General features: G+C 61.0%; 17 protein-coding genes. 4 read left to right on the top strand and 13 right to left on the bottom strand.

The features are described from left to right. Nucleotides 1–2: 2 nt before the first annotated feature. The 10 genes from LDZ28_RS28340 to LDZ28_RS28295 all read right to left on the bottom strand — a co-directional run bounded on the left by LDZ28_RS28340 (nucleotide 3) and on the right by LDZ28_RS28295 (nucleotide 10205). The gene (locus tag LDZ28_RS28340) at nucleotides 3–767 is read right to left on the bottom strand and encodes an SDR family NAD(P)-dependent oxidoreductase (protein WP_244831079.1); all 765 of its coding nucleotides are present in this window, start codon (nucleotides 765–767) and stop codon (nucleotides 3–5) included. Between the two features lie 17 nt (nucleotides 768–784). After that, nucleotides 785–1426, bottom strand: coding sequence for an ANTAR domain-containing response regulator (locus LDZ28_RS28335; protein WP_244831078.1), 642 nt, complete (start codon nucleotides 1424–1426; stop codon nucleotides 785–787). Nucleotide 1427: 1 nt separating this feature from the next. Beyond that, on the bottom strand, nucleotides 1428–2582 hold the full coding sequence (locus LDZ28_RS28330) for a transporter substrate-binding domain-containing protein (RefSeq protein WP_244831077.1): 1155 nt from the start codon (nucleotides 2580–2582) through the stop codon (nucleotides 1428–1430). Between the two features lie 74 nt (nucleotides 2583–2656). After that, nucleotides 2657–3643 carry an acetamidase/formamidase family protein gene (locus tag LDZ28_RS28325; protein WP_244831076.1) on the bottom strand — a complete coding sequence of 329 codons (987 nt, stop codon included), beginning with the start codon at nucleotides 3641–3643 and terminating at the stop codon, nucleotides 2657–2659. A 13-nt stretch (nucleotides 3644–3656) separates the two neighbouring features. Beyond that, on the bottom strand, nucleotides 3657–4364 hold the full coding sequence (locus tag LDZ28_RS28320) for an ABC transporter ATP-binding protein (RefSeq protein WP_244831075.1): 708 nt from the start codon (nucleotides 4362–4364) through the stop codon (nucleotides 3657–3659). Beyond that, nucleotides 4361–5071 carry an ABC transporter ATP-binding protein gene (locus LDZ28_RS28315; protein WP_244831074.1) on the bottom strand — a complete coding sequence of 237 codons (711 nt, stop codon included), beginning with the start codon at nucleotides 5069–5071 and terminating at the stop codon, nucleotides 4361–4363. Before LDZ28_RS28315 ends, LDZ28_RS28320 begins: the two co-directional genes overlap by 4 nt. Continuing rightward, a complete protein-coding gene (locus LDZ28_RS28310) occupies nucleotides 5068–6048 on the bottom strand; it encodes a branched-chain amino acid ABC transporter permease (protein ID WP_244831931.1) in 981 nt (326 codons plus the stop codon). The genes LDZ28_RS28315 and LDZ28_RS28310 overlap by 4 nt, the downstream gene beginning before the upstream one ends. Before the next feature lie 66 nt (nucleotides 6049–6114). Then, nucleotides 6115–6984, bottom strand: coding sequence for a branched-chain amino acid ABC transporter permease (locus LDZ28_RS28305; RefSeq protein WP_244831073.1), 870 nt, complete (start codon nucleotides 6982–6984; stop codon nucleotides 6115–6117). A 63-nt stretch (nucleotides 6985–7047) separates the two neighbouring features. After that, entirely contained in the window at nucleotides 7048–8280 is a 1233-nt protein-coding gene (locus LDZ28_RS28300; protein WP_244831072.1) for an urea ABC transporter substrate-binding protein, read from the bottom strand. Nucleotides 8281–8462: 182 nt separating this feature from the next. Then, entirely contained in the window at nucleotides 8463–10205 is a 1743-nt protein-coding gene (locus LDZ28_RS28295) for an IlvD/Edd family dehydratase (RefSeq protein WP_244831071.1), read from the bottom strand. Between the two features lie 321 nt (nucleotides 10206–10526). Between LDZ28_RS28295 and LDZ28_RS28290 the strand changes: the two genes are divergently transcribed. From LDZ28_RS28290 to LDZ28_RS28275, 4 genes are read left to right on the top strand one after another with little or no spacing between them, the layout of a single operon-like run. Then, complete coding sequence (locus LDZ28_RS28290) at nucleotides 10527–11633, top strand: sugar ABC transporter substrate-binding protein (RefSeq protein ID WP_244831070.1); 1107 nt, start codon at nucleotides 10527–10529, stop codon at nucleotides 11631–11633. After that, the gene (locus LDZ28_RS28285) at nucleotides 11633–12646 is read left to right on the top strand and encodes an ABC transporter permease (RefSeq protein WP_244831930.1); all 1014 of its coding nucleotides are present in this window, start codon (nucleotides 11633–11635) and stop codon (nucleotides 12644–12646) included. The genes LDZ28_RS28290 and LDZ28_RS28285 overlap by 1 nt, the downstream gene beginning before the upstream one ends. Then, entirely contained in the window at nucleotides 12643–13431 is a 789-nt protein-coding gene (locus LDZ28_RS28280; RefSeq protein WP_244831069.1) for an ATP-binding cassette domain-containing protein, read from the top strand. Before LDZ28_RS28285 ends, LDZ28_RS28280 begins: the two co-directional genes overlap by 4 nt. Nucleotides 13432–13482: 51 nt before the next feature. Beyond that, nucleotides 13483–14226 carry a FadR/GntR family transcriptional regulator gene (locus LDZ28_RS28275; protein WP_244831068.1) on the top strand — a complete coding sequence of 248 codons (744 nt, stop codon included), beginning with the start codon at nucleotides 13483–13485 and terminating at the stop codon, nucleotides 14224–14226. Here LDZ28_RS28275 and LDZ28_RS28270 read toward each other — a convergent pair. From LDZ28_RS28270 to LDZ28_RS28260, 3 genes are all read right to left on the bottom strand, one after another. Beyond that, nucleotides 14223–14543 (bottom strand): DUF1330 domain-containing protein, encoded by a 321-nt coding sequence (locus LDZ28_RS28270; RefSeq protein WP_244831067.1) that lies wholly within the window; start codon nucleotides 14541–14543, stop codon nucleotides 14223–14225. The genes LDZ28_RS28275 and LDZ28_RS28270 overlap by 4 nt on opposite strands. A 90-nt stretch (nucleotides 14544–14633) precedes the next feature. Then, nucleotides 14634–15440 (bottom strand): family 1 encapsulin nanocompartment shell protein, encoded by an 807-nt coding sequence (locus tag LDZ28_RS28265; protein ID WP_244831066.1) that lies wholly within the window; start codon nucleotides 15438–15440, stop codon nucleotides 14634–14636. Between the two features lies 1 nt (nucleotide 15441). Beyond that, nucleotides 15442–16491: a Dyp-type peroxidase gene (locus LDZ28_RS28260; protein ID WP_244831065.1), complete on the bottom strand. Its 1050-nt coding sequence runs from the start codon at nucleotides 16489–16491 to the stop codon at nucleotides 15442–15444. Nucleotides 16492–16509 lie beyond the last annotated feature (18 nt).

Here is a 16509-nt window from a genome sequence, read left to right as displayed (position 1 = left end):
GCTCAAAGCTGCACGCCGCGAGTGAGCGCGCCATCGACGACGAAGTTGGCGCCGCTCACGAAACTCGCCACCGGACTCGCGATGAACGCAACGGCATTCGCGATCTCCTGCGGCCTTGCCATGCGTCCTGTCGGGTTCAACGCGAGCGCCTTGGCGAAGAGCTCGGGATCGTTATGCTCGATCCAGTCCCACACGCCGCCTTCGAAGTACACATTGCCGGGCGACACCGTGTTCGCGCGAATGCCCTTCGCGGCAAGCTGATTCGCAAGCCCCTGCATGTAGTGAACGAGCGCCGCCTTGAAAACACCATATGGTCCCGCCGCGAAATCGATCTCGCGTCCCGACACGCTGGAAATGGCCACGATAGACGCAGCCGCGCTCTTTTCGAGGTAGGGCATGGCGGAATCGACGAGATGAACCGTCCCGAGCAAGTCGGTCTCGAACTCCTTGCGCCACGATTCGATGTCGTTGCCGATGGCGAGCGCGCTCACATTGGCGACGATGATATCGATACCGCCCCAGTCCTCTCCAACGCTTTGCACCCAGGTTCCGAGCGCCGCGCCGTCGGCGACATCGACGGCTGCGCCCAGCGAACGCGCACCGCTCAGTTCCGCGAGCGCATCCGCCGTGCTTGCCACGCTTGCCGCATCGCGCGCACAGATGGCGACATCCGCGCCCTCCTTCGCCAGCGTCTGTGCAATGGCCAGGCCAATGCCCTTGGTCCCGCCCGTGACGATCGCTTTCAATCCATTGAGTTGCAAGTCCATGTCCGTGGCTCCTGTGCCTAACTTTCCTCTCCGGGCGCGGCGCAGCGTTTGAGCTGCAGCACTTCGCCCGCTTGAATGACCGAGTGACAGATATCGTCGATAGTCACGCGCTTTTCCATCGCCTGCGCCCTGAGCATGTCGTAAGCCTGACTCTCGCTGATCTGATGCATGAGCATGAGGATGCTCTTCGCCTCGCTCAAATGCCGACTGTCGAGCAGCTTCTGTTCGAGCTTCGCAATACGCTGCGTATGTTGACGCGCGCGTCGTGCGTGATAGAGCGCCATGACGATGGCCGACAACAAGCCGGACGCGCGTATGGGCGTGGTGATGATGCCGTCCGATCCCATCTTGATGGCCTGATCGATAAACGTCGGGTTCTCGTAGCCGATGACGCAGATGAGCGGCGGCGCGTCGGGACCGAGCCATTCGTCCTGCGGCGCGCGTTCGTCGGGCCGCAACGCGCGAAACACGAGATCCACGTGATCGGGCAGCACATCCGTGGGCGGCCATACGCGTTCGACCTCGAAGCCAATGCGTCGCAAATGGCTCGTCAACGTGAGGCCGTCGTCATCGTCCGGATGCACGACGATCACGCGCGGACTGCGCTCCAGAATGGAGCCAGTCAGACTGCGCTGTCCTCTGTCGCCTCGCGTGCTCACGTCAGTAGTCCCGCAAGCTCAGCTTGGTCACCCAATCGCCGAGCGTCTGGTGCGTCATATAAGGATCGGGCGCGACCGCGATCTTCGACTCGCGCAACACGCTGAAGTGACCGTCTTCATTCGCGCGGCCAATACGCGGATACAACGCCATATGATGATTCACCGGGTCGATACGCACGCGTCCCTGCGGTGCCGCATACTCCGCGCCGAGCAGATGCGGCATGATCGTGCCGATCTCGTCCGAGCCCGCGCGCGCGCAGGCTTCGGCGAACATGTGCATCTGATAGTACGCAGCCTCCCAGTTCATGTCGGTGGGTGTATCGGCGCCAAAGCGCGTCTGATGATGACGCACGGCGGCGTGATTCTCCGGCGTATCGATGCTTTGAAAATAAGGCGCGGCCGTGTAGTGTCCTTGTGCGATTCCTCGTTCCATTGCATGAATCTCGGTCTCGGACGTGTTGAGGCTAGCAATGGGCATCACCGCGGGATCGAGGCCGGCGCGCGCATAGGCTTCGTAGAGATACGGCACCGTGGCGCCGATCAGCGTGCAAAAAATCCAGTCGGGCGATTTGCGTTTGATGTCCGCGATGACTTCGGCGAACGGCTCGCGCGATACATCGAGCGGAAGATAACGTTCACCGAGAATCGCGCCTTCCGGATGCTGCAACAGCAACTCCTGCATCGTGCGGTTGCACTCATACGGATAGACATAGCGCGAGCCGACCATATACACACGCGCACCGAACGTCTCCGTCATGAAGTCGGCCAACTGCACGCCATTTTGATTCGGCGATGCCCCGCTATAAATGATGTTGTCCGAATACTCGAAGCCTTCATACTGCTGCGAATAAATGAGCAGACGATTGTGCTTCTCGACCACCGGCAACATGGCCTTGCGGCTCGTGGACGTGTAACCGCCGAAGATCACGTTCACGCCGTCTTTCATGATGAGCCATTCCGCCCGCTCTCTGAATGCCGCTGGGTCGGACGCGGGATCGTAATGAACCGCCACGAGTTCGCGCCCGCCAATGCCACCGCACGCGTTGATCTCGGCCATTGCAAGCGCGGCCCCGCGCCATTGCGAACGTTCGAGCAGTGCAGTCGCGCCGCTCGTGGAAGAAAGCAGGCCCACTTTGATGGGATCGGACAAAGCCATAGCGTGACACGCTCACCGGAAATGTACGGACGCGCAACGCGTGAACTCGAGCGTCGCACGCCTTTATTTGAGTGTTATTTCAGGTAGCGCTTCGCGACCATGGCGCCCACCGTGTATTTCGGATCGACGAAGTTGCCGAGCCGAACCTTGCCTACCTGACTCAGCATCATATATGCATCCCACTTGTCGAAACCATATTCGGCGGCCATCCACAACACGAGCTCACGGTACGCAATGCGCGTGGCGTCTTCCAACGGACGCGCACTACCGATACTCATCAGCGCGTCTTCGTTTTCGAGTCGCGGCCAATCGATCTTCCAGCCCTTGATGAGATCGATGCGCACCGTCGTCGTGCTTTGATACTCCACCGCCGTGCCGCACACTTCGCCATCGCCCTGGCAGGCGTGTGCATCGCCGATAAAAAGCCGTCCGCCTGGCGAGCGCACCGGCAAGTAGGTGATGCTGCCTGGCCCCATGTCGGGCACATCCATGTTGCCGCCGTGCGAATCCGGCGTGAGCGAGTTGATGGAGTCGATCTCCGGCGAAAGACTCAAGGTGCCGATATGCGGCTTGTACGGCAACGTATTGCGCTTGCTCCAATAGACGTTCTCTTCGTCGATCTTGATCTTGCGCACGATCTCGGGCAGCGGCTCGTTGAGAAGCGCCGTGTAGTCCGTACCCGTGAGGCCGCCGAAGTTGGGGATCATGCAGCAGAAGCCGTGCGGGTCGTCACCGCGCGGCGACATCTTTTCGATGTACACGGCCACCACGTCGCCCTTCTCCGCGCCTTCTATCATGACGGGTCCGTTCTGCGGATTGAGAAACGGCACAGTCAGCAGTTCGGATGGCTTGTCGGTCTCTTCCTTGATCTTGCCTTCGAAGGCATCGCGCGTTTCAACCACGATACGGTCGCCCGGTTTCACATGCAGCACCGGTTGCGAATAAGGACCGATGGTGTAGTGGAACGTCTGCTGCAACTCTTCCGTGAGATGGTGCTCAACCGGCTCGCGGCTCGCGCCGACGCCACGTTTCATCATGATCGAATCTTCAAGCCATTTCATGTCCGATGCTCCTTCACAGTGCCAGATACTGGCGAATCAGTTGTTCGTCTCCGAGTTGCGCCGGGCTCAGGGTATCGACTATTCGGCCCTTGTCCATCACGCAGCAGCGCGACGCAATGCGCTCTACCATGCCCATGTCCTGCTCGACCAGCAATACGCCGATACGCGCCTCCCGCGCAATCCGTTGAATGGTGTCGCCGATGAGCGTGACGATCGACGGTTGAATGCCCTCGGACGGCTCATCGAGCAACAACACCTTGGGCGCGCTGATCAACGCGCGCGCAATCGCCAGTTGCTGTTGTTCGCCGCCGCTCATGGTGCCCGCCTTTTGCCGGTAACGCGCCTTGAGAATCGGAAAGTACTCGACGACTTTCGCCTTCATCTCGGCAGCCTGCGCGCGATTGGCCTGTGCACCGACCTGCAGATTCTCGGCCACGGTCAACATGCCGAATATCTCGCGCCCTTGCGGCACATAACCGATGCCTTGCTGCGCTCGCACGTAAGGCTTCGCATGCCCGAGCTCGACGCCATCGAGCGCAATGCTTCCCGCGCTCAACGGCACGAGTCCGATCAACGCGCGCATCAACGTGGTCTTGCCCACGCCGTTGCGGCCGATCATTGCGAGCACTTCGCCGCGTTCTATGCCGAAGGACACGCTATTCAACACGCGTCCGCCGCCATAGCCGCCTTCCACGCCCGATACTTCGAAGAAGGCGCTCATTGCTTCTTCCCCAGATAAACCTCGGCAACATCGTCGCGCGCGAGTATTTCATCGAGCGGACCATCGGCGAGAAGGCGTCCGCCGTGCAGCACGCTCACGCGCGTTGCGATCTGCTTCACGAAGGTCATGTCGTGTTCGACGACCATCATCGTGAGACCATCGTCGCGTAGTTGCTTGATGAGTTCGCCGGTCGCGTGCGTCTCTTCCACCGACATGCCGGCCACGGGTTCATCGAGAAACAGCAGCTTCGGGCGCAGCGATACGGCCATCGCTATTTCAAGCCATTGCTTCTTGCCGTGCGAAAGATTGCGCGCCGGTACATGCTCTTCCTGCGCGAGCAAGAAGCGCTGCAAGAGTTCGTCGATGTTCTCGGGCCTGTCATCTTTCGCGCGATGCAGCGACAGTTGCAGATGCTGGCGCACGGTGAGGTCCGGGAACACGCCGGGTATCTGAAACTTGATGCTCATGCCCATGCGTATGCGCTCATGCGGCAACACATGGTTCATGTCGCGGCCGAGAAAATACACGCTGCCGTCCGATGGTTTATGTTCACCGGTAATGAGCTTGAAGAACGTGCTCTTGCCCGCGCCATTGGGACCGATCACGCAACGTATCTCGCCCGCATCGATCTGGAAGTCGATACCGTTGATCACATGCGCGCCGCCGAAGTGCTTCTTGAGCGCGCGCGTTTCGAGTAAGGCCGTCAAGATTTGCTCTCCTTGTGCGCATTGATCGCGCCATGCGAATGCGTCCGGTCGCGTTCGAAGAGTCGTCGCAGCAACTTCGCCGACGATGGCAACAAGCCTTCGGGCGCCGCGAGCACGACGATCAGCAGGATCGCACCCATCAGAATGAGCGCGTACTGGCTGCCGTACACCGCGAGGTTCTGCGAGAGCCACACGAGCAATGCAGTGCCGATGATCGCGCCGCCGATGCTCTGCCTGCCCGCGGTAGCCACCCAGATGACGGGCATTGCGGCTGCGGTGAGTCCCATCGTCGATGGCGTGATATAGGACCCCCAGATCGTATAGAGCGCACCGGACAGGCCACCGAGCGTGGAGCCGAATACGAAGATCATCCACTGATGCCGGCGGATATCCACGCCCAGCATTTCCGCGCGCTGCGGGTTTTCGCGGATCGCGACGAGCGTGAGTCCGAAGGTTCCGTCGAGCAGGCGTTTAGTGATCGCATACACGATCAGCAGCAATACCAGCACGAGGTAATAGAAACTCGCGTTCTCCAGCGTGAGCGTGCCGCCGGGCCACGGAATGGTGAGCTGCGGCATGCCGCCCATGCCGTTGTAGCCGTTGAGCGGCGCCTGTCCGATGGTCCATTGCGGCCCCGCCGTCTGCGCCATGAACGTTTCGAGCACGAGCGTGACCGACAAGGTCACGATGCCGATGAACACACCCTTGATGCGCCCGTAGAAGATCATGTAGCCGATCAACGCGGCCACCACGACGCTCACCAGCAAGCCGACGATCACGCCGAGCCACGACTGATACCAGTAGTCGCCGAAGTTGAGCGTAAAAACGCCATACGTATAGCCCGAAAGCCCGAAGAACGCGGTCTGTCCGAACGAGAGAATGCCGCCGTGGCCCCACATCGCCGCAAGTCCGACGGCGCTGAAAGCCCACACGAGACAGTAGGCGAGATTGCCGCTTGCGGTGGCGTCGATCACCATCGGCAAGCAAAATGCGACGAGCCACGGCAGACACTTCAATGCGATTGATTTGTTCACACGAGGCTCCTAACGCAAGCGGGTGAACAGATTGCCGAGGCCTTGCGGCATCAGCCGGATGACGACGATCACCGTCACCAGCAAGCCGATCTGCCCGAACAACTGACCATACGATGCAGTGAGCGCCGTCTGTATCACCGCGAGCACGGCAGCGGCAGGCGTGGTGCCCGCAATGACGTTGGCGCCGCCGACCACCACCGAGACGAACGCCTGCACGATGAAGTTGCTGCCCATCGTGGGCACGGCGGTCATGGTCGGTGCATAGAGCGCGCCGGTCAGCCCCGCGAGCCCCGCGCCGAGCGCGAAGGTCAGCGTGTAGAGCCGGTCAGTGCGCAAGCCGAGACATTGCGCGATGTTCGCGTTCTGTATGGTGGCCCGTGCGCAGACGCCATAGTTGGTCTTGAAGAACAGGAGGTACAACGCGAACAGAATCACGAGCGCGATCACCGGCAAGACGGCGCGATACACCGAGAACGAGTATTCGCCGACATAGAACGATCCGAACGGCGTGCCGATGCCTTCTATCGACGGCCCGGCGACCAGCAGCATGGTCTGTTGCACGATAAGGCTGATGGCCCACGTCGCGACCACTGAATCGAAGAGACGGTCGTAGAGATGACGTATCACCAGACGCTCGATGACGACGCCCGCTATCGCAGCGGCGATCGCGCCGAGCAGCATCGCGAGCGGTAAGGGCACGCCGCGCTTCGCCGCGATGATCGTCACATACGCGCCGCACATGATGAACTCGCCATGCGCAAGATTGATCACCCCCATCATGCCGAAGATCACGGCAAGACCGAGCGCTGCGAGCACGAGATAAGCGAAGCTGTCGCCGAATTGATAAACGAGCGAATAAAGTACGGACACCGTGGCCATGAATGCGTCACCCAGGTTGCCGGCGCGTTTCGCTCGTGACGAGCGGCGCGCCGTTTCCTCAACTTACGACTTCTTCGGCAGATTCGTCGGCGTGTACTGACGATGATCCGGCTTGTTCGGCAGATCGCAGCCGACCTTGCCGAGCCAGTAAGGCTGCACGTCGTCCCATACTTTCGGAATGTCGACCGAGTGATCGTCCTTCACATGCACGAGGTAGATCGTGTGGCTCACGTGATGGCTCTTCGGATCGATACACACCTTGCCCTGCGCGCCTTCCGTGCAGATGCCGCTTTCCAGCGCCTTTTGCACCGCCGCCTGATCAGTGGTCTTGGCCTTTTCAGCCGCCGCCTTGTACAGATAGATGGCGTCGTAAGCGTTGGCCGCTTCCTGGTTGATATACGGCTCGTTCGGGAACTTGGCGTGGAAGCGCTTCTTGAAGTCGTTGCTCGCGGGGGTATCGACTTCCTCGACATAATTCGCCGTCACGTACATGTCCTTGAGCGCAGGCGGTTTGAAGCGCTTGTGCTCGTAGGCCTGGCCCACGTTGACCGAACTCGCCATCGGCAAGTTCAGATGCGCGGACGCTTGCTGCTCGTAATAAGAAGCCTGATTGGCGCCCACCAGCAAGGTCACGACGAAGTCGGGCTTGGCCTTCTGAATGTTCTGAATGGTCTGGCCGAACTGCGAAACAGAAAGCGGAATGAATTCCTCGCCGACCATCGTGCCGCCATTTTCCTTGACGATATTGCGCACCCATTCCGCCGAGATCTGGCCGAAGTTATAGTCGGCCGCGATGGTGTACACCTTCTTGCCGAACTTCTGCATCATCCACGGCAGCAAGGTCGAGAACTGCTGTTCGGGCACGGCGCCCGTGACGAATGTGGTGCTGTCGCAGACGCCGCCTTCGTACTGGTTATCGTAGAAATAGAGTTGCTTGGCGCGGTCCATGATCGGACGAATGGCCTCGCGCGACGCGCTGGAGAATGCGCCGAAAATCACGTCGGGTTTGTCGGTCTGAACGAGCCGCCGTGCAAGCTCCTGGAACTTCGTATTGTCGGACTGCGTGTCATACGCGATCAACGTGATGGGGCGCCCGAGAATGCCGCCCTTTGCGTTGATTTCATCGACGGCCAGTTGCGTCGCGTGGATCTTCGGGATGGTCGCAAGCGCGAAGTTGCCCGAAGCATCTTCGAGCAAGCCGATTTTCACGGGGTCCGCCGCGCTGGCAGCAAGCGACGAGAGACCAAGTCCTGCAAGCAGGGCCAGACGCATCCAGCCAGACGGCTTTGGCAACATTGAGGTTCTCCAGGAAAACAGACAAAAAAAAGCCCCCTGACGAACGCACGGTTCGTCAGGGGGCTTCTACGCCGGGTCCTCCGGCGGACATCGTTGTCGGGCCGTAAGGAATGGAGTCGATACTAGTGCGCCGAAATTCGCGTTGTCAACGAGAAATCAAAATAGTTCGGTGCGCTTCGTGTCTAGTGCGAATGACGCGGCACCTCCGCGCCCCGGCAGCCCACGAGAAAGTCGAAGTCACAGCCTTCGTCGGCTTGCAGCACATGATCGACATAGAGCTTGCGATAACCGCTCTGGTCCGCGGGCGTCTCGGTCTTCGCCGCCTTCCATGCTTCGAGCCGAGTGTTGATTTCCGCTTCGTCGATATCGATACGCAGCACGCCCTGCATGGCATCGAGCTCGATCCAGTCGCCGTTGCGCACGATAGCCAGCGGACCGCCCGCGCGCGCTTCCGGTGCAACGTGCAGCACGACGGTGCCATAAGCGGTGCCGCTCATGCGAGCATCGGATACGCGCACCATGTCGGTCACGCCTTGCGCGAGAATCTTGGGCGGCAAACCCATGTTGCCGACTTCAGCCATGCCCGGATAACCCTTCGGTCCACAGTTCTTCATCACGAGCACGGAGTCTTTCGTGACCTCGAGTTCGGGATCGGCAATTCTCTGCTTGTAGTCGTCGAAGTTTTCGAACACGACCGCGCGTCCGCGATGCTTGAGTAACGACGCCGTCGCCGCCGACGGCTTCAGCACCGCGCCATTCGGCGCGAGATTGCCGCGCAGCACGCACAGGCCGCCGTCTACCACGAGCGGTTTGTCGAGCGGCCGGATGACTTCGTCGTTATAGAGCGGCGCTTCCTTGCAGTTCTCCCAGATCGTGTGGCCATTCGCGGTGAGCGCGTTTGGATGCGGCAGCAAATTCGCTTCGCCAAGGCGCCGCAGCACCGCAGGCAAGCCGCCCGCGTAATAAAACTCCTCCATCAGAAAGCGGCCCGATGGCTGAAGGTCGACGAGCGTGGGCGTGCCGCGTCCGACGCGCGTCCAGTCGTCGAGTTGTAGATCGACGCCAATGCGCCCGGCAATCGCCTTCAAGTGAATGGCCGCATTGGTCGAACCGCCGATGGCCGCGTTCGCGCGGATGGCGTTCTCGAATGCTTCACGCGTGAGGAGCTTCGACAGTCGCAAGTCTTCGAGCGCCATGGTGACGATACGCATGCCGGACAAATGCGCGAGCACATAGCGGCGTGCATCGACGGCAGGAATCGCGGCGTTGTGCGGCAAGGTCACGCCGAGCGCTTCGGCCATGCACGCCATGGTCGATGCGGTGCCCATGGTGTTGCAGGTGCCCGCCGAACGCGACATGCCCGCTTCCGCCGACATGAATTCGTGAATCGATATCTTGCCCGCCTTCACTTGCTCGCTCAGTTGCCACACGACCGTGCCCGAGCCGATGTCGCGCCCGTGATGCTTGCCGTTCAACATCGGCCCGCCCGACACGACGATGGCCGGCACGTCGCAACTCGCCGCGCCCATCATAAGTGCGGGCGTGGTCTTGTCGCAACCGACGAGCAGCACGACCGCATCGACCGGATTGCCGCGAATGGCTTCCTCGACATCCATGCTCGCGAGATTGCGTGTGAACATGGCCGTGGGACGCAGGTTCGATTCGCCATTCGAAAACACCGGAAACTCGACGGGAAAACCGCCCGCCTCGAATACGCCGCGCTTCACGTGCTCGGCGAGCTTGCGGAAGTGCGCATTGCACGGAGTTAGTTCGGACCACGTATTACATATGCCGATGATCGGCTTGCCTTCGAACTCGTGATCGGGAATGCCCTGGTTCTTCATCCAGCTTCGATACATGAAGCCGTTCTTGTCTGCGGTGCCGAACCAGGCGGCCGATCGAAGCTTACGTTTTGGCTCATCCATGTCTTTTACCCACTCTTTGAGAGATGCTGGAAATAGCATGACTATTGCGCTTCATCTTACCGGGAAAACGCTAATCGAAACGTGCGTGAACGCTGCATATAGTTTGGCTAATTCGGCGAGAGGCGATGCTGCAGCGAAGCAAACCGAGTGCTTCGAGCTTCACCACGCCGAACCTGAGAGCGCGATGAATCGAAGAAATAGAACAACGTCGGAGCTGCACCAGCATCCCATCATTTGACGCAAACCCGCACCACTCACTATCTGAACATGATCGACGATCAGTCGACCCATCGACCAACGAGAAAGGGCTAGGAGGAAGACATGGCGCATGATTCAAAAGACGCGGAAGACAACAAGAGCACGATCAACAACGGCCGTCGCGGCCTCATGCAGGGTGCGGGTCTGGGAGCAGCGCTGTCGCTTCTCGGCGCGGCCGGCGGCGCGGGCGGATTGATCTCGTCGGCGCAGGCCGCGGAAACCGCATTTCCGCAGCACAAGAAATGGAAGATCGTGTTCGTCAATCACGTGACCACGAATCCTTTCTTCGTGCCAACGCAATACGGCATTCAGGACGCCTGTTCGCTGCTCGGCATGGATTATCAGTGGACGGGCTCCGCCACTTCGGATGCGGGCGAAATGGTGCGTGCGGTGAATTCCGCCATCGCGGCCAAGGCGGATGCCATCGCCGTTCCTATCGTCGATCCGACCGCCTTCGACAAGCCCATCCAGGCCGCGCTCGATGCGGGCATCGCCGTGTTCGCCTATAACGCCGATGCGCCGCGCGGCAAGACGAGCCCGCGCCTCGCGTACATCGGGCAGGACTTGTATCTCTCTGGCTATCAGATGGGCGAGCGTATTGCGAGTCTCGTCGACAGCGGCCTGGTGGCGCTTTTCATCGCGACGCCGGGACAGTTGAACATCCAGCCGCGCCTCGATGGCGCGAGCGACGCGATCAAGAAGTCCGGCAAGAAAATCGACGTTCAGACGGTCGCCACGGGCGCCACGGTCAACGAAGAGCTTTCGAAGATCAAGGCGTTCTATCTCGGCCATCAGGATCTGAAAGGCATGTTCGCGGTCGATGCAGGCAGCACGCAAGGCGTGGCGCAAGTGATGAAGGAGTCCAACCTGCCGTCCAAGGGCGTGCACGGCGGGGGCTTCGATCTGTTGCCCCAGACCGTCCAGTTGATTCACGAAGGCTTCCTCGATTTCACCATCGACCAGCAGCCTTATGTGCAGGGCTTTTATACGGTCGTGGAAGCGTTCACGTTCCTGGCTTCCGGTGGACTCGTCGGGCCGGCCAACATCAACACGGGCCTGAAGTTTGTCACCAAGGGCACGGTCGAGCCGTATCTCAACACGTCGACGCGCTATGAAGGCAAGTCGACCAAGCCGCAGATCGTGCCGATGAACGGCGCGATCAAATCATGATGAACGCGGTCAACGAACCGCAGAAGACACAAGCTCCCGCGCGCGTTCCACGGCCGCGCGGGGCCTTGTTGTCGAACTGGGCGGCGGAGTTGCGCATCCTGCTCGTGGCCGTGCTGTTGTGCGCGTACTTTCAGGTCATCAATCACGACTTCCTGTTGAGCAACGCGAGTCTCGTCAACCTCTCGCAGTTCATCGCGCCGGTGGCGATCATCGCGTTCGGCGAAGTGATGCTGATGATCGGCGGCGACATCGATCTGTCGGCGGGCATGGTGTTCGCCTTCGCGCCTTTCATGATGGTGTTCGCCAACGACGCGGGGGCGCCCATGTGGCTCGCGGTGATCGCGGGACTCGTCGCGGCGGCGATCATCGGCTTCGTGAATGGCGCGGTGACGGTATGGCTGCGCCTGCCTTCATTCGTCACCACGCTCGGCACGCTGTTTCTCATCAACGGCATCACGTTGACGCTTTCACGCGGCACGCCGGTGGCCACGCCGGGCGAACCGGGCTTCGCTGCCGTGATGGGCGGATGGGGCTATAGCGAGATCATCTGGACGGTGGCGATAGGCTTCGTCATGCACGTGCTGTTACGTCATACGCGATGGGGACTGCATACGCAGGCGGCCGGCGCGAACGCCATTGGCGCGAGCGAGGCCGGAATTCAGGTGAACCGCCTGCGGCTCGGAAACTTCGTTCTCGCCGCAGTGCTCGCGGGCTTCACGGGCATTCTCGAGGGCTACCGCATTACGTCCATCGACCCGCAAGCAGGCGGCAATCAGATCATGTTTCTGGCCGTCGCGGCGGCCGTGATCGGCGGCACGCCATTGACCGGCGGCTCGGGCACCATCGTGGGCGGGCTCATCGGCGCGGCCGTGCTGGGGATTCTGAACGATGGCTTTACGCTCATCGGCATCAACGCATTCACGTTCAACATCATTCTGGGCGCCGCCATTCTCGCCGCGATGATCTTCAACATCCATATCGGCCGCGTTCGCCGCAAGGGAGGCCGGGTATGAGCGATGTTTTGCAAACCGCCCCGGCGAGCTATGCGCTGCGTGGCGACAACCTCGTCAAGCGCTTCGGCGCGGTGACGGCGCTCGATGGCGTGTCGTTCTCACTCGGCTCGGGCGAAATTCTTGGCGTGCTCGGCGACAACGGCGCGGGCAAGTCCACGCTCGTCAAGATACTCACGGGCTACCATCAGCAGACCGATGGCAAGCTCGAGATACACGGTGAAGAAACCTTGCTGCGCTCGGTCGATCATGCGCGTTCGCTCGGTATCGAATGTGTGTATCAGGATCTCGCGCTCGCGAATTCGCTGAGCATCTATCACAACATGTTCCTGAATCGCGAGATCGTGAAGCCGGGCCCGTTTCGTCTGCTCGATCACAAGCAGATGCGCGAGCGCGCCGCGCAATGTCTCGACGATATCGGCGTGCATGTGCCTTCCGTCGATCTGCCTGTGGAGCGTCTTTCGGGCGGCCAACGTCAAGCTATCGCGGTGGCGCGCGCCGTCAATTCCAACGCGAAGATTCTGTTGCTCGACGAACCGCTCGCCGCCATGGGCGCACGCGAGGCTGCGCTCATCATCGATCTCGTCTTGCGTCTGAAGGAAAAAGGCGGCCTGTCGATCATCATGATCATGCACAACTACGCGCAGACGCTCGATATCGCCGATCGCATCATCCTGATGCAACGCGGGCGCGTGACGTATGAGCAGCGCAGCGCGAATACGTCGGTGGCGGAGCTGATGGAAATCGTGCGGCGGGAATATCGCGCGATGCGTGCGACCACCGCGTAGCGGACGCAACGGGCGCAACGCGCGCGACTTCAGGACATCGGCCGGATCGATATGGACTACCGGAACCCGGCGAAACGCAAGAGCATGCACGGACGGATCGTGCAGGAACTCGGCATGCAGATCGTGAGCGGCGTGTTCGCGCCGGGACAACGTCTGCCTGCCGAGCCCGCGCTCTGCGAAACCTATGGCGTGAGCCGTCCCGTGCTGCGTGAGGCCACGCGCGTGCTGGTGGCGAAGGGACTCGTCGTCTCCAAGCCGCGCGTGGGCAGCGTGGTGCGTGCGCGCGACGAATGGCACATGCTCGATCCCGATGTGCTCGTCTGGACCGTCGGCAATCTCCGTGAGGGCGAGTTCTTTCGTTCGCTGATGACGGTGCGGCAGATCATCGAGCCTGCCGCTGCCGCGCTCGCCGCCATCTCCGCAACGAACGAGGATATCGAGCGTATCGGCGCGGCATATAAGAGCATGGAAGCCGCGCAGACCGCCGAAGAGCTGCTCGAACCGGATCTGTATTTTCATCGCGCGATCATGTCCGCGACGCACAACGACATGCTCGCGTATATCGGCAATATGCTGTCGCTCGCGCTGTCGGAATCGATCAAGCTGACGAGCCGGCATCCGAACACGCATGCGCTGTCGCTGCCGCGGCACAAAGCCATTCTCACGGCAATAGCGCATCGCGATGCGCTCGCCGCGCGTCAGGCGAGCCTCGTGCAACTCAACCACGCGCGCGCCGATGCAACGTCCATTCTGGGCGGCGCAGCCCTGGAACCCGAGCGGCCGCTGTCGGGTTAAGTCAGGATGTCGGTCGCTTTGTGATCCCTATCCACGCCATCGATGAAGAACACCGCGCTGCTCGCGTGCTTCGTGCGTAGCGGCAGGATGCGTTGATAAGCGTCGGATTCGTACCAGGCGCGCACTTGCGCGAGATCGGGAAAGGCGATCACGATGAGATCGCCCTTCCACTCTCCCTCGCGCATTTCCGGGCGTTCACCGTGAATGATGAAGTGACCGTCGAAAGGCGCGAGCGTCGCATCGATCGCTTCCAGGTATTGAACGATATCCGCGCACATCTCGACTTCGTGCAGTTGGCCCACGGCGTATGCGGTCATTCGAATGTCTCCTGTTTGATGAGGTGAAGACATCTTCGCGTGCGCCGTGCCGTGCGTCGATTACCTGAGAGGTAAGGCGTGGCCCGCGCTTTAAGCCGATGCAGCGACCACCGCCACCGACGCCTCGCTCGTCAGCATCAGGAAGGTCAGCGTTTCGCGCAGATAGAGTTGCACGGTCGTGTCCGTATGGCTCGTATAGCCTATGGAGAGGTCCTGCCCGAGATGCAGTTCGTAGTCGCCACCGCGCGTGGAAAGCACGCAGCCGCCTTTGATGGCAGGCGCCCAGATGAGATCGCCATCCACTATGCGCTTGATATGCTGGATCACCGGATAGCCTTGATCGCTAGCTTCGGCGAGCGCCGTGTAGGCATCCGCGCCGAGCAACACCGTGTACGGACCGTCCACGCCCGCAAGCCGCAATTTTTCGAGCGACTCGCTAATGGCACGCGGATAGTCGCTTACGTCGGCAGGCAGTGTCGTCGCGTCGTTGGACGATCCTTCGCGGATGCCCGTGATGTCCGCCGCGCCGAAACCATCGAAAATGGCGGTGTCTTCGGCGATAGCCAGTTCGCTCGCCGCCGTCTTCGCGGGCTGCCAGTCGCCGTCGTTCGAACCGCGCTCGACGCTGTCGATCGATTCGCGCTGCAACGTGAAAGGCACCGTCAGTTCGATGAGCGTCTTCACGTCGTAACGCTTCGCGCTTACGCCCTTGGCAGGCGATGCAATCGCCGTCTGATGTCCCGTTCCCACGCCCGAAAGATCGACACCGCCGGGACCTTTCACATCCACCACGCGCCGGCCGGCAAGCGAGCGCTTGAAGGTGCGCGCCACTTCCGCTTCGATTTGCGACCATGCCGCGCTCGAAATGGGCGCGAGCTCGCGATGCAGGTTGTTCATGTCAGGACTGTCCTTTGAGTGAACCGATGTTCAGTGAGCCGTCCGCACGGCTCGGCGTTGCATCGGAAGAAGACGACGATGACGATGCGGGCGCGGGTTGTGCGGCGGGATCGCGGTCGGCGAGTGCTTCGAGCAAGTCGGCCGACGGTACGAAGAACAAGCCGCCCGTGACGGCGTGACTGAAGTCGAGCAGCCGGTCGTAGTTGCCGGGCGGCCTGCCGACGAACATGTTCTCCATCATCTGCTCGGTGGGCGCGGGCGAACGCGCATAGCCGATGAAATACGTGCCGAATTCGCCCGCGCCGGGCCGTCCGAAGGCCATGTTGTGACGCAGGATTTTCACTTCCTGGCCGTTTTCATCGAGCGTGGTGAGCGAACTGTGCGAGCACGAGGGTTTCACCGCTGCGTCGAGTTCGATATCGGACAGCTTCTTGCGGCCGATTATCTTCTCCTGCTGCTCTACCGTCAGCGCGTTCCAAGCGGCCATCTTGTGCAGATACTTTTGCACGATCACATAGCTGCCGCCCGCAAATTCCGCATCTTCCTCACCGATGATCGCGAAGTGCTGCGCCGCGCGGCCCGATGGATTTTCGGTGCCATCCACGAAGCCGACCATATCGCGCAGATCGAAGTAACGGAAGCCGTGCACTTCATCGACGACGGTAACGGCATCGCCGAGTGCCTCGAGCATTTGCGCGGCAAGCTCGAAGCACAGGTCCATGTGGTCCGCGCGGATATGCAGCAGAATGTCGCCGGGCGTGGAAATGGCGCGCCGCTCACCCGAACCGAACTCGCGGAACGGATGCAGCGCGGCCGGGCGTGGCGAGCCGAACAGCGAGTCCCAAACTTCGGAGCCGAAGCCGCACACGCAAGAGAGATTCGCGGTTGGAGCCCGCGTGCCGACTGCGCGGACCAGCGCGGCGATATCGCCGCACCAGGAGCGCACGGTGTCGCCGTGCTCGCGTCCGTGCGCCACCGTGGCGACGAGAAAGATCGCGCTGCGCGAAATGGGGTTACAGACAGCTTGCGGTTCCGGAATCTCGTTGGGCATCTGTTCTATTCGATTGCA

The organism is Caballeronia sp. TF1N1, from assembly GCF_022878925.1.
Taxonomy (GTDB): domain Bacteria; phylum Pseudomonadota; class Gammaproteobacteria; order Burkholderiales; family Burkholderiaceae; genus Caballeronia.
The sequence above is the reverse complement of the archived record's forward strand: the minus strand, read 5'-3'. Positions and strand labels throughout refer to the sequence as shown.

What these genes read in the sequence shown, in the direction of transcription:
- LDZ28_RS28300 (WP_244831072.1), bottom strand. Translation starts at nt 8,280, where the DNA reads ATGTTGCCAAAGCCGTCTGGCTGGATGCGTCTGGCCCTGCTTGCAGGA.
- LDZ28_RS28275 (WP_244831068.1), top strand. Translation starts at nt 13,483, where the DNA reads ATGGACTACCGGAACCCGGCGAAACGCAAGAGCATGCACGGACGGATC.
- LDZ28_RS28325 (WP_244831076.1), bottom strand. Translation starts at nt 3,643, where the DNA reads ATGAAATGGCTTGAAGATTCGATCATGATGAAACGTGGCGTCGGCGCG.
- LDZ28_RS28270 (WP_244831067.1), bottom strand. Translation starts at nt 14,543, where the DNA reads ATGACCGCATACGCCGTGGGCCAACTGCACGAAGTCGAGATGTGCGCG.
- LDZ28_RS28305 (WP_244831073.1), bottom strand. Translation starts at nt 6,984, where the DNA reads ATGGCCACGGTGTCCGTACTTTATTCGCTCGTTTATCAATTCGGCGAC.
- LDZ28_RS28260 (WP_244831065.1), bottom strand. Translation starts at nt 16,491, where the DNA reads ATGCCCAACGAGATTCCGGAACCGCAAGCTGTCTGTAACCCCATTTCG.
- LDZ28_RS28340 (WP_244831079.1), bottom strand. Translation starts at nt 767, where the DNA reads ATGGACTTGCAACTCAATGGATTGAAAGCGATCGTCACGGGCGGGACC.
- LDZ28_RS28330 (WP_244831077.1), bottom strand. Translation starts at nt 2,582, where the DNA reads ATGGCTTTGTCCGATCCCATCAAAGTGGGCCTGCTTTCTTCCACGAGC.
- LDZ28_RS28280 (WP_244831069.1), top strand. Translation starts at nt 12,643, where the DNA reads ATGAGCGATGTTTTGCAAACCGCCCCGGCGAGCTATGCGCTGCGTGGC.
- LDZ28_RS28320 (WP_244831075.1), bottom strand. Translation starts at nt 4,364, where the DNA reads ATGAGCGCCTTCTTCGAAGTATCGGGCGTGGAAGGCGGCTATGGCGGC.
- LDZ28_RS28265 (WP_244831066.1), bottom strand. Translation starts at nt 15,440, where the DNA reads ATGAACAACCTGCATCGCGAGCTCGCGCCCATTTCGAGCGCGGCATGG.
- LDZ28_RS28285 (WP_244831930.1), top strand. Translation starts at nt 11,633, where the DNA reads ATGAACGCGGTCAACGAACCGCAGAAGACACAAGCTCCCGCGCGCGTT.
- LDZ28_RS28295 (WP_244831071.1), bottom strand. Translation starts at nt 10,205, where the DNA reads ATGGATGAGCCAAAACGTAAGCTTCGATCGGCCGCCTGGTTCGGCACC.
- LDZ28_RS28290 (WP_244831070.1), top strand. Translation starts at nt 10,527, where the DNA reads ATGGCGCATGATTCAAAAGACGCGGAAGACAACAAGAGCACGATCAAC.
- LDZ28_RS28310 (WP_244831931.1), bottom strand. Translation starts at nt 6,048, where the DNA reads ATGGTGATCGACGCCACCGCAAGCGGCAATCTCGCCTACTGTCTCGTG.